General features: G+C 65.3%; 11 protein-coding genes and 1 pseudogene. 4 read left to right on the top strand and 8 right to left on the bottom strand.

Going from position 1 to position 11,496, the window contains the following annotated elements; translation table 11 throughout:
- Positions 1–993: AAA family ATPase (locus WA317_RS20755; RefSeq protein ID WP_425174812.1), on the bottom strand; the 993-nt coding region annotated here is incomplete at its 3' end.
- Complete coding sequence (locus WA317_RS20750) at positions 990–2,147, bottom strand: metallophosphoesterase family protein (protein WP_425174811.1); 1,158 nt, start codon at positions 2,145–2,147, stop codon at positions 990–992. The genes WA317_RS20755 and WA317_RS20750, both read right to left, overlap by 4 nt.
- 202 nt (positions 2,148–2,349) lie before the next feature.
- Between WA317_RS20750 and WA317_RS20745 the strand changes: the two genes are divergently transcribed.
- Complete coding sequence (locus tag WA317_RS20745; protein WP_425174810.1) at positions 2,350–2,847, top strand: SixA phosphatase family protein; 498 nt, start codon at positions 2,350–2,352, stop codon at positions 2,845–2,847.
- Positions 2,848–2,869: 22 nt separating this feature from the next.
- On the opposite strand, the gene WA317_RS20740 is transcribed toward WA317_RS20745, so the two are convergent.
- From WA317_RS20740 to WA317_RS20730, 3 genes are all read right to left on the bottom strand, one after another.
- Positions 2,870–3,448: a DUF3558 domain-containing protein gene (locus WA317_RS20740; protein ID WP_425174809.1), complete on the bottom strand. Its 579-nt coding sequence runs from the start codon at positions 3,446–3,448 to the stop codon at positions 2,870–2,872.
- Positions 3,445–3,948: a DUF3558 domain-containing protein gene (locus WA317_RS20735; RefSeq protein WP_425174816.1), complete on the bottom strand. Its 504-nt coding sequence runs from the start codon at positions 3,946–3,948 to the stop codon at positions 3,445–3,447. The genes WA317_RS20740 and WA317_RS20735 overlap by 4 nt, the downstream gene beginning before the upstream one ends.
- A gap of 137 nt (positions 3,949–4,085) precedes the next feature.
- Positions 4,086–4,628 carry a DUF3558 domain-containing protein gene (locus WA317_RS20730; RefSeq protein WP_425174815.1) on the bottom strand — a complete coding sequence of 181 codons (543 nt, stop codon included), beginning with the start codon at positions 4,626–4,628 and terminating at the stop codon, positions 4,086–4,088.
- A gap of 52 nt (positions 4,629–4,680) precedes the next feature.
- Between WA317_RS20730 and WA317_RS20725 the strand changes: the two genes are divergently transcribed.
- Both WA317_RS20725 and WA317_RS20720 read left to right on the top strand, forming a co-directional pair.
- Positions 4,681–6,423 (top strand): ABC transporter ATP-binding protein, encoded by a 1,743-nt coding sequence (locus WA317_RS20725; RefSeq protein WP_425174808.1) that lies wholly within the window; start codon positions 4,681–4,683, stop codon positions 6,421–6,423.
- A gap of 20 nt (positions 6,424–6,443) precedes the next feature.
- A complete protein-coding gene (locus tag WA317_RS20720; protein ID WP_425174814.1) occupies positions 6,444–8,354 on the top strand; it encodes an ABC transporter ATP-binding protein in 1,911 nt (636 codons plus the stop codon).
- A 112-nt stretch (positions 8,355–8,466) separates the two neighbouring features.
- Here WA317_RS20720 and mshB read toward each other — a convergent pair whose 3' ends face one another.
- The 3 genes from mshB to WA317_RS20705 all read right to left on the bottom strand — a co-directional run bounded on the left by mshB (position 8,467) and on the right by WA317_RS20705 (position 11,333).
- On the bottom strand, positions 8,467–9,327 hold the full coding sequence (gene mshB, locus WA317_RS20715; RefSeq protein WP_425174807.1) for an N-acetyl-1-D-myo-inositol-2-amino-2-deoxy-alpha-D-glucopyranoside deacetylase: 861 nt from the start codon (positions 9,325–9,327) through the stop codon (positions 8,467–8,469).
- A 193-nt stretch (positions 9,328–9,520) separates the two neighbouring features.
- Positions 9,521–10,084, bottom strand: coding sequence for a hypothetical protein (locus WA317_RS20710; RefSeq protein WP_425174806.1), 564 nt, complete (start codon positions 10,082–10,084; stop codon positions 9,521–9,523).
- Between the two features lie 88 nt (positions 10,085–10,172).
- A complete protein-coding gene (locus tag WA317_RS20705; RefSeq protein ID WP_425174813.1) occupies positions 10,173–11,333 on the bottom strand; it encodes an adenylate/guanylate cyclase domain-containing protein in 1,161 nt (386 codons plus the stop codon).
- Here WA317_RS20705 and WA317_RS20700 point away from each other — a divergent pair.
- Positions 11,332–11,427: pseudogene (locus WA317_RS20700) on the top strand (DNA-deoxyinosine glycosylase); the annotation flags it as partial. The gene WA317_RS20705 and the pseudogene WA317_RS20700 sit on opposite strands and share 2 nt — an antisense overlap.
- Positions 11,428–11,496: the final 69 nt, after the last annotated feature.

Below are 11,496 nucleotides of genomic sequence, written 5' to 3'. Positions count from 1 at the left end.
ATCCAGGGCGGCGTCGGCGGCCGCGCCGGCTTGCTGCGCAGCTGACTGCGCAGCGGCGGCTTCTCGGTTCTCGGCTTCTACCGCGGCCAGGATTGCGGTGCGGGTGCTCAGATCGGTTCGCAGCCGGAGCCGCTCGGTGTGGGCGGTATTGGATGCCGAGCTGGTGGCGGCGACGGCCGTGGCGATGAGCTGTGCTTCGCGCAGCTGATCGCCGAGTTCGGCGAGTTCACCGGCCGCGGTCTGGGCAGCAGCATGCCGCTCGCCGGCCGCGAGCTGCCAACCGGACAGGTCGGCGAGGCGATCGGTCAGTTCAACGTGTCGCCGTACCCGGTCCTCGACTTCGGCCACCGCCGTTGCCCAGCGCCCGACTTCGTCCTCGGCCTGCTGCAACCGCGTTGTCGCAGCCGACCATTCGCCGGTGGGGCGGCCCGTCGGCGTGAAGTATTGCGCGTACTCGGCGTCGATGCGCTCGATGAGCAGCGGCTCGGTGCCGAACAGCGCGTCGGCCGCTCCGGCCGCCACGTCGAGGGCACGCGACAGCGCTTCGCAGCCTGACAGATTCACCGCCGTGGTCGACGCCGCTTGCAGGACCCGCTGCGCATGCCAAAGTTCAGTGTCCATCGTTTCGGCGAGCATCGCGCAGACCCGCTCGTGCGCTTCGTCGCCGGTCAGCTGCTCGCGGCGCGGCGCCAGCACGGTCAGTTGGGTTTCGCACTTCTTGTGGAAACGTTTCCGGTAGACGAAACGGTAAGGTCCGGTGCTGATCTCAGCGGTGACTTCTGATCCGGCGTCGGCATCGGTCGGCTTGACCTGCTTGACTTCTTTCTTCGACGAGCGATCTTTGGACTCGAGCAGTAGATCCAGCGATTCGATCATCGAGGATTTGCCGATCTCGTTGGCGCCGCAGACAACCACGACACCGCTGTCCGGGAATTCGATGTCGCGGTGGGCGATACCCCGGTAGTTTGTCAAAGTCAGCCGATGCAACTTCATGCCGCACCCCTGCCGTGCTCGGTGAGCCGCAGCAGCAGTGCCAGCGCCGCCTGGGCGTCGTCGGCGGTCTCAGCGTCGCCCACCCGTGCCGTCGCGACGAGCTCGGCGACGGCCGCGGCGGCGAACCCGCCGATGCCCAGGTCGGTGAACTCGCCGTCGGCCGGGATCACCGCCAGCTCGGTGTGCCGCTCCCACAAGCCCAGCCAGGCGAACAGACGGGCGTATTTGTCCAGGCAGCTGTCCAGTTCGGCGCGGTCGGTGATGGTCAACGAACCCGTCAGCGCCAGCCGCACCACCGTGCGATCCTTGCCGTCCAACAGGTCGAGGTTCAAGTCCAGATCGGTGATGTCGCGGCTGTTGTCGACCTGATGGCGCATGGTGATGAACCGCCATCGTCCGACATTGCGCGCCTCGACGTGCACCGGCCGGTTCAGATCGGTTTCGTCGACGTCGACCACCAGAACATGCCCGGAGTCGGACTCAGTGTCGTCGAAATTGGTGACCTCCGGTGAGCCGGAGTACCACACCCGGCCGCTGGAACCGACACAGGTACGGGAGTGCTTGTCGCCCAACGCCACATAATGCACACAGCCGCCGGCTAAGGCTTTCTCCACCGTGGCGAGACTGATCAGCGCGGGCTTGCCGGGGTCTGGGTCGAGGACGTCGACGCCGCCGTGGGCGACCAGCACCCGGGTGACCCCGGCGGCCGGCAGGCTTTCCAGCTCCTTGGCCACCAAGTCGGTGGTCGGTACTTTGGACCGCCACGGCGCGGCGACGATCTGCAGGCCCGGTCGAATCTCGTGGACGCCGGCCCGGTCCAGCATGAAGACGTTGTCCGGACGCTCCGCGGTGAACAGCGGGCTGGTGTAGACCGAGGACGCGTCCAGCGGGTCATGGTTGCCGGGCAGCAGATATATGGGAACGCCGACGGCGCGCATGGCTTCCAGCGACTGACTGATCACCTTGGGCGCCAGTTGGTTGTGTTCGAACACGTCACCGGCGACGACGATGAACTCAGCGCCGACCTCGGCGGCCAGCGCACCCAGGCCGGCGACCGCGTCGCGCCGGGCGGCCGAATACCGGGGCTGAGCTTCACCGGCGAGGAAGTGACGGGTCATGCCCAGCTGCCAGTCGGCGGTGTGCAGGAATCGCATTCCTTGCCCCTCTGATGTCGGGCGGCTGTGAGCAAGGCGAGTGTAGGGCGGGCCGCCGACAAGTCCGGGGACGCGCACCGGCACCCACCCGGTTGGTTCCGGAGATTGTTCGACGCAAGCGGGCGCCTCGTCGACCGTCCCTGGTGCTGTATTGCCGGCGCACGGATCGCTTCGGTCAGGGTCATGCCATACCGTCGTCGACGTGACTGATGACCATCGCATCCTGGTGCTGCTGCGGCACGCGAAGTCGGCGTATCCGACCGGGGTCGTCGACCACGACCGGCCGTTGGCGCCACGCGGCGTACGCGAAGCCGGGCTGGCCGGTGAGTGGCTGCGACTCAACGTACCTGCTGTCGAGCAGGTCCTGTGCTCCACCGCTACCCGCGCCCGGGAGACGCTGGCGCACAGCGGTGTTCGGGCCCCGGTGCGTTACGCCCAACGGCTGTACGGCGCCAACGCCAGCACGGTGATCGATGAGATCGGCACGGTTGCCGACGACGCCGCCACTTTGCTCGTCGTGGGTCACGAGCCGACAATGTCCGACGTGGCGCTGCAGCTCGCCGGCACTGATACCTTTGCTGCTCAACGGATCGCAGAGAAGTTCCCGACTTCGGCGCTCGCCGTGCTGGAAGTGCCGCACGGCTGGCAACGGTTAGATAGCGGTGCCGCCACGCTGCTCGACTTCCAGGTGCCGCGATGAGCGGCCCGGGCCGCAAAAACGGTCAGGAATTGGTCGACAGCGTCAGCTCCATCAGCTTGATGGCCTGCTGACAGGCATCGATTCCGGGACCTTGCGGGTTGACCCACCAGCCGACGACGCCGGCGGCGTCGCTGGCGACTCCGCACGACCCGTTGGCGTCGTTGGTTCGCATGACAATCGACCGGACACCGGCAATGGAACGGTTCTCAATCTGATATTTGAGGCCCTCGGCGACCTTGCGCTCGTTGTCCAAGCTGCCCTGTTCAAACCAGAACCGGGTGATGTCGATGAGAGCAGCCGGGTTAGCGGCTTGCCAGCGGCAGATCGCCCCGACGAATGTGCTCTGGATGTCGAGCGGGTCGGCGCCCACCGTTTTGGCCAGGATGTCATTGGTCAAGACCTCGCACTCCTTGAGCAGGTTGGGGTACTGCTGTTGGGAGTTGCTGTTGGGCGGGACGTCACCTGCGCCGGCCTTCACCGGCGTCCCGCCCACCGCCCGCGAGCACCCGCTCAGCACCGTCAGGACCGTGAGCGCGACTGCCGCGGCCGCGAAGACACTTCTCTGCGCCGAAATCCGCACAGCCTGCAACCGGCCGCTCATTTCGAATTCGCAATCGTCTCGCGAGTGAGTTCTTTGGCCACGTCGCACGGATCCGGGAACGGTTTCGCGTTGAAGCTGACCGACCATTCGATGAAGTCGTCCTGAAATTGGATGCCGATCTCGCACAGCGAGTCGCCTAACGTCGGCTCGTTGCCGACCGCGATGAAACCACCGTGACCGTTGATGTTGATGTCCTCGACGCTGGATCGCGACAACTCCTCCGTTTTTCGCTCCCGTCCGATCGGGCTTCCGCGGTACCAGGAAAACGAGAAGTGCGGGCCGAGGATAGCGCCACCGGCCAGCCACTGGCAGCCCACGGAGTTCTGCGCGGTATTCACCAATCCGGCCACCCTGGTGAGCTGGGCGACGGTCTGGTCGGTGACTCCGCCGCACTGCGGGAAGAACGGCCCGTGGTGCGACGAGGCGGACGACGCGCCCGACGAGTCGGTCCCCTGGGTCTTGCCGGAGTCGGAGTCAGAGCACGCAGCAACCATGCCCATCAAGCTCGCAGCCGCCAGTGCCAGCGCCGTCGGCTTGCCTCGCACCACTATGCGCACCTACTGCTGGTCACAGCATGCACTGTAGCGCCAGCGCCTCGCGTCAACCACTTCGACACGGGTTGACCAGCACTTTTGCGTCATCTGGAGTTGGCCACCGATTGCCGGGTCAGTTCCTTGGCGATGTCGCAGGGATCCGGGAACGGCTTCTGGTTGAAGTAAACGGTCCACTCGATGAAGTCGTCGTCGAATTGCAGCCCGATCTCACACAGGTTGTCACCCAAGTTCGCCTCGCTGCCGGTCGCGATGAAGCCGTTGTGACCGCTGATGGTGATGTCTTCGACGCGGGGATGGTTCACCTGCACCGTCCTGCGTTCCCGTCCGATCGGGCTACTGCGATACCAGGAGAAGGAGAAGTAGGGACCGCGGATACTGCCGTGCAGCAGCCACTGACAGCCCACAGAGTTCTGTGCGGTGTTCGCCAGCCCGCTCAACCGGGTGAGTCGGGCGATGGTCTGATCGCTCACACCGCCGCACTGTGGGAAGAACGGGCCGCGATGAGGCCCTCCGGCCGCCGGGGACGCCACCGACTGCGTCCCCGAATCGGAGCACCCGCCGGCCAGGGCAGCGGCCACCAGAGCCAACGCCGTCACCGCGCGGCTGAGGTCGCGTCTCGGGCTGATCACAGCGTGCACACTAACCGCAGCTGATCGGTGCTTGTGCGACAGTAACGAGATGCTCCTGGCATTGCTGCGCCAGTACGCCCGGCCGTATCGCGGGCCGCTCACCGCGGTGTTGCTGCTGCAGTTGATCAGCACGTTGGCCTCGCTGTACCTGCCGACGGTCAACGCGGCGATCATCGACGACGGCGTCGCCAAAGGTGACACCTCCGCCATCGTGCGGCTCGGCGGGGTGATGCTCGCGGTTGCCGGGCTGCAAGTGCTGTGCGCCATCGGCGCGGTGTATTTCAGCTCACGAACCGGGATGGGGTTCGGCCGCGATCTGCGTTGGGCGATATTCGAACGTGTCACCGACTTCTCCGCCCACGAAACCAGCCGGTTCGGTGCGCCGTCCCTGTTGATCCGCACGGTCAACGACGTCCGCCAGATCCAATTCCTGGTGCAGATCGCGGCCACCGTGCTGGTCACAGCTCCGATCATGTGCGTCGGGGGGATCGCAATGGCCGTCCACCAGGACGCCGGGCTCTCGTGGCTGCTACTGCTCAGCGTTCCGGTGCTGGCAGTGGCCAATTACGTGGTCGTTTCGCAGATGCTGCCAATCTTCCGCAGCATGCAGAAATTGATCGACAACATCAACCGGGTGATGCGAGACCAGTTGTCCGGGGTTCGTGTGGTCAGAGCTTTTGCGCGTGAGCCTTTCGAGCGGGAAAGGTTCAATCAGGCCAATTCCGCTGTGTCCGGCACCGCACTCAATGCCGGCAACTGGCAAGCGCTGATGCTGCCGGTGACGACGCTGACGATCAACTGCTCCAGTGTGGCGGTGATCTGGTTCGGCGGGCGCCGCATCGACGGCGGGCAGATGCAGGTCGGCTCGCTGATCGCTTTCCTGGCCTACTTCACCCAGATTCTGATGGCTGTGATGTTGGCGACGACGACCCTGATGGTCCTGCCCCGCGCCTCGGTATGCGCTGAACGAATCACCGAGGTGCTGTCCACCCGTCCGGCGGTGACCAACCCCCAACAGCCGGTGCGCCCGTCGTCCTCAACCGGCGTGGTCCAGCTTGCCGGCGTGGCATATTGCTATCCCAACGCTGAACGCCCTGTGCTGCAGCGCATCTCATTCACTGCGCGTCCAGGGGCTACCACGGCGATCGTCGGGGGCACCGGCTCGGGCAAGTCGACGCTGGTCGCGCTGATCTGCCGACTTTACGACGTCACCGAAGGGGCGGTGCTCGTCGACGGCGTCGACGTGCGTGACTACGGCACCGAACAATTGTGGTCCGCACTCGGGTTGGTGCCGCAGCGCGGCTACCTGTTCTCCGGCACCGTCGCGGAAAATTTGCGCTACGGCAAGGCCGACGCCACGAATGAAGAGATGTGGCAGGCGCTGCAGGTAGCGCACGCCGACGGGTTCGTGCGAACCCACGACGACGGCCTGCAGATGCCGGTGGCCCAAGGGGGCGCCAACTTCTCCGGCGGACAGCGGCAACGGCTCGCCATCGCCCGAGCGGTGATCCGTCGCCCCGCGATATACCTATTCGACGACGCCTTCTCGGCGCTGGACGTGCACACCGACGCACAAGTTCGCGCGTCGCTGCGAGAAGTGGCTCGCGATGCAACCATTATCGTGGTCTCGCAACGGATCTCGACTGTAGCGAAAGCGGACCAGGTCGTCGTCATCGACGACGGACGGGTCGTCGGTCTCGGCACGCATGAGTCGCTCCTCGCGACCTGCTCGACCTACGCGGAGTTCGCCGATTCTCAATCGCTGGGCGCCGGAGTCGGCGGCCAACGGTGACCGCGGCGACCACCCCGCCGATGCGCGCCGTGGTGCAGGGCCCCACCGAAAGGACGCGGGATTTCCGCGGATCAATGATCCGCCTGATCAAACGGTTAGGGCCCCAGCGCGGATTGAGCGCCGCGGTGATCCTGCTGTCGCTCGGCGGTACCGGGATCGGGGTCGTCGTGCCGCGTATCCTCGGGCACGCCACCGACTTGCTGTTCAACGGTGTCATCGGGCGCCGATTGCCCAAAGGTTTGACCAAAGAGCAAGCGGTCGTCGCCGCCCGGCAGCGTGGTGACAACAACTTCGCCGACTTGCTGTCCGGAATGCACGTCACACCGGGCCAAGGCGTGGACTTCGCCGCCATCGGCAGAACGCTGATGGTGGCGTTGACCCTGTATCTTGTTGCCGCAATGATGGTGTGGGCCCAGGCCAGGCTGCTCAACCTGACCGTGCAGCGCACCATGATGGCGTTGCGCGCCGACATCGAAGACAAGGTGCACCGGCTGCCGCTGGCCTACTTCGACGGCCGGCAACGCGGGGAAGTGCTGAGCCGAGTCACCAACGACGTTGACAACGTTCAAACTTCGCTGTCGATGACGATCACCCAGCTGCTGACGTCGGTCCTGACAGTGGTAACAGTGCTGGCCATGATGTTGACCATCTCACCGCTGCTGGCGATGATCACGCTGCTGACAGTGCCGTTGTCGCTTTGGGTGACTCGCATGATTACCCGGCGCTCGCAGCGGTTATTCGTCGCGCAGTGGACCAACACTGGACGGCTGAATGCCCACATCGAGGAAACTTACAGCGGTTTCACGGTCGTCAAGACGTTCGGCCACCGGGCCAGCGCTCTGGAGCGGTTCCGCGAGCTGAACGGCAATGTGTACGACGCCGGTTTCGGCGCTCAGTTCATCTCCGGGCTGATCTCACCGGCGACGTCGTTCATCGGCAATCTCGGCTATGTCGTGGTGGCCGTTGTCGGCGGCGTTAAGGTGGCAACCGGCCAGATCACAGTGGGAAGTATCCAGGCGTTCGTTCAATATGTGCGCCAATTCAATTCGCCGTTGACGCAGCTGGCGGCGATGTACAACGTGCTGCAGTCCGGGGTGGCCAGCGCCGAGCGGGTGTTCGACCTGCTTGACGAGCCCGAGGAAACGCCCGACCGCGATGCGCACACTTCAGCCGACGGGTCGGCACCGCTTCCCGGCACTGCGTCGTCGCTGCTGGCTGGACGAGTCGAGGTCCAGCACGTCAGCTTCGCCTACCGGCCCGGCACACCGGTTATCGAGGACCTGTCGCTGGTGGCCGAACCAGGCAGCACCGTGGCGATCGTCGGGCCGACGGGTGCCGGCAAGACCACGCTGGTCAATCTGCTGATGCGGTTCTACGAGGTTGACTCCGGACGCATTCTGATCGACGGCGTCGACATCGCGTCGATGAGCCGGCATTCGCTGCGATCACGTATCGGGATGGTGTTGCAGGACACCTGGTTGTTCGGCGGGACCATCGCGGAGAACATTCGCTACGGGCGTCCCGGGGCCAGCGACGACGACATGGTCCGCGCCGCCGAAGCGGCCTACGTCGACCGGTTCGTCCACACGCTGCCCAACGGATACCAGACACGCATCAGTGACGACGGTGGCAACATCAGCGCCGGCGAGAAGCAGTTGATCACCATAGCGCGGGCGTTCCTGGCTCGCCCGCAGCTGCTCATCCTCGACGAGGCGACAAGTTCGGTGGACAGCCGAACTGAAGCGCTGATCGCTCGGGCCACCGGCGAGCTTCGTCGCGATCGCACGAGTTTCATCATCGCTCATCGTCTTTCGACGATCCGAAGTGCCGACCACATCCTGGTTATGCGGGCCGGCCGGATCGTCGAACAGGGGAACCACGACGAGCTGATGGCGAAACATACCGCTTACTACGCGATGACCCAGGCCTAACCAGGTCCCGCGCAAGCGAACGAGCGTGCAACGACTGAATCCTCGCTGCAGCAGGGATCCGGACAGGGCAGAGCCGATCCGGCCGTCAACTATCTCGTTATCACGAGAATCATTACTGCAATGCCAGACCGGCCAGCAGATCCGTTTCCCAGCCGCGGCTGTCACGCGGCCCGGCAGTGCCGGCCGCAAGCACAAAATGTTCCTCGACCAGGATCGGCAACACGATGTTATTCGACAGCGCAAAGGACCGGCGATCCGGTGCCAGGGTCAGCTGGGTGGTATGCGCGGCAAGCGCTGCGACCTTGGCCGAGAAGTGTCTTCCCGCATCGATGACTGCGTCGATTTCGCGGTAAGCGTAGGTGTATTCGGACCTGCCGAGGTCGGGCAGTCGGATCCAGTCGGACGGGATGTCCCTCAAGTCGTCGAGAGCGGTCTGCAGTGCACCTGAGGCCAGCACGGTCCAGTAGAACTTCGGGACTTTCCATCGCGCGGCCGCTATCGCAGCCGCGGTGACCCGGTGCGTCTGTACATGGTCGGGGTGGCCGTAACCGCCCTTGGGGTCGTAAGTTACGACGACATGCGGACGCAGGCTGTCGAGGATATCGACGAGTTCCTCAACGGCCTCATCCCCGGCGTCGACGAAGGCGGTGTGGTGGCCGCGAGATTCACCCGCCATACCGGAGTCCCGCCAGCGGCCGGGACCGCCGAGAAACGTCGGCTCATCAACACCGAGCGCGTGCAGAGCCTTGGTCAGCTCGCTGATGCGATACCCACCGAGCTGGTCGGCGTGATCTACGGCAAGCAATGCATAACGTTCGCCGATGACTTCACCTTCTTCACCGAGAGTGCAGGTGATGACGCGGACGTTCGCGCCTCGAGCGACGTAGTGGGCGATGGTGCCCCCGTTGGTGATGCTCTCGTCGTCAGGGTGCGCGTGCACGAACAGCAGCCGGGCCTGTTCCACAGATGTCACGCCATCACCAGTGACCCACAACGTCGGTCGGCCCGTCACCGTTCATGAGGCAAAACTGTAGACCGCGGCTCGCGAGCCGGTTTCCTTCGACACCGGCGATCGGCTCAGTCTCAAAGCTCGACCAAGCGAGAACGATTGCAACACTGCGACATTCAATGAGAGTCTGGCGCAGGGCACTTTCGTTGTCGGGCGCTTAGAGTTCGGGTCCCTGGGTGCGCAGGTCGTCGACCGCTGACATCGCCGAGCGCAGTTGAGCCAGCCAATCTTCCGCGTGCTCGCCGACGAGCCGCACCGACCACGCCAACGCGTCGGAACGCGACCGGGCGACGCCCGCGTCGACCAGTGTGTCGAGCACCTGGCGCTCCGGCTGCTTGAGCCGCGTCATCACCGGCACCGCTATATGGGTGAAAAGGGTTTGCTCTCCGCCGACCTCGACGCCCCAGGAGACCTTGCGGCCATAGCGATCCTGAGCTTCGTCCGCGATCTTCATCCGTTCCGGCCGGGTCTCCTCCCGAAACCGCGACACCCGGCCCGACGTACGGGCTTCGCTTTCTTCTCCGGACTCGACAGCTGCGGGCAGTTTGCCGATGACCGTGATCTCTTCGCGGTCGACGATCACCGCGGGATCACCGTCGAACCAATCGTCAGGCAGGCGACCGGCGAACCACTCGGTTGCGTCACCGGCGTCGGGCTGGTGCGCCTGCTGCCAACCTCCGGGGCGGCCGGACCGCCGGCCTCGTTCATAACGTTGTCTCATGATTACATAATTACACCGTTTCACAGCCCGGGGGGAACCGCGTTCTCCGGCAGCGAACGCAGCGGTTCGGGCCGCGCTCAACGATGGGCTATTGCTCCGGGCCGTCACCGCGACGGGCGCGGAAGAGCCTGACATCCCCCTTGATGCCCTTGAGGTGGCGCGCCCCCGCGTCAGACCAACAGAAGCCGTTCCCGTCGCCGACCGCCTCGCGCACCGACTCGGTGACCAGCACGGCACCCGGCCGGGCCACACCGGTCACCCGGCTGGCCGCGTTGACCGGACTGCCGAACCAGTCGCCGGCCCGGCAAACCGCGGACCCGGCCGCCATCCCGGCCCGCAGCCGGGGAAAGTCGTTGTCGGAGTCAGTGACGTCGACCAGCTTGAGGAGGGCGTCCAACAGCGGCGCCGGGTCGGGGCAGACAAACATCACCGCGTCGCCGATCGTCTTGATCAACCGCACCGGCGGGATGGCCACGTCCCGGGCGACGTCTGCCAGCCGGTCGGCAAGCTGCACCAGCTCCTCAGGCGGCACCGCCTCGCCGAGCCGGGTGAAACCGACGAGGTCGGCGAACGCGACCGTGACCTGCCGGGCACCCGGCAGCGGCACACCGGCGGCGCGCTCGCTGGCGTTAACGGCTTCGGTTTCCACCGAATGCCGCAGCTGCATGAACAGCATCGCCTCGATCATCGGGCCCAGTCGCGGCACGATCTGACTCGACAGCGCTAGGGACCGCCTGGCGGTTTCCAATTCCGTCGCACCTGGTTCCAGCACGGCGGCCAACGCTGTGTAGCGCATCACCTCAGCAGCGTGCGAAAGCCCTTCTGCGAGGATGCGCACCACTTGCAAGACATGATCCGGATGAATGCCGATCTCGACGAACCGTTGCGCATGAGCGGCGGCCAACCCGTCAGCCCGCATGTGCACCACCGCGTCGGGATCGTCGATGCCGGCCAGCCCGATGGCACGCTGCACCCGTTGCAGCAGAAAGATGTCCATGCCTGCGATGTCGCTGATCTCCCGGGCCGAGACGTAGCTGCCGTCGTCGCCCATCAACCGGCGGGCCGGCAACAGCATCGGAGTGATAGCGCCGCGGATCTCGTCGACGGTGATGCCCTGCTCGAGCAACCACTCGATCAGCTCGGCGCGTTCGTCGCGGGCGGCACCCGCCAGACCATCCAGCAGAGGTTCGATCCCAGCGTCGTCCACGCGGTCAACGTATAACGCCGGTGCGCAATCATGGGAGCTGATGACGACCACACCGCTGCTGCAAGGATTCCCGCCGGTCGTCGGCGACGGTGCCCGGTTACTGATCCTCGGCTCATTTCCCAGCGTTCAATCGCTGACCTGGCCGCGTGGCAAGTGATTTCGGCGTTATGAGACCGCGGGCCGCCGATGGGCCCAAGGACGTGCC

This window comes from Mycobacterium sp. (assembly GCF_049802695.1).
Classification (GTDB): Bacteria; Actinomycetota; Actinomycetes; order Mycobacteriales; family Mycobacteriaceae; genus Mycobacterium.
The sequence above is the reverse complement of the archived record's forward strand: the minus strand, read 5'-3'. Positions and strand labels throughout refer to the sequence as shown.

Coding starts and splice junctions, on each gene's coding strand:
- WA317_RS20735 (WP_425174816.1), bottom strand. CDS start 3,948: ATGGGCATGGTTGCTGCGTGCTCTGACTCCGACTCCGGCAAGACCCAG.
- WA317_RS20720 (WP_425174814.1), top strand. CDS start 6,444: ATGCGCGCCGTGGTGCAGGGCCCCACCGAAAGGACGCGGGATTTCCGC.
- WA317_RS20710 (WP_425174806.1), bottom strand. CDS start 10,084: ATGAGACAACGTTATGAACGAGGCCGGCGGTCCGGCCGCCCCGGAGGT.
- WA317_RS20740 (WP_425174809.1), bottom strand. CDS start 3,448: ATGAGCGGCCGGTTGCAGGCTGTGCGGATTTCGGCGCAGAGAAGTGTC.
- WA317_RS20725 (WP_425174808.1), top strand. CDS start 4,681: ATGCTCCTGGCATTGCTGCGCCAGTACGCCCGGCCGTATCGCGGGCCG.
- WA317_RS20750 (WP_425174811.1), bottom strand. CDS start 2,147: ATGCGATTCCTGCACACCGCCGACTGGCAGCTGGGCATGACCCGTCAC.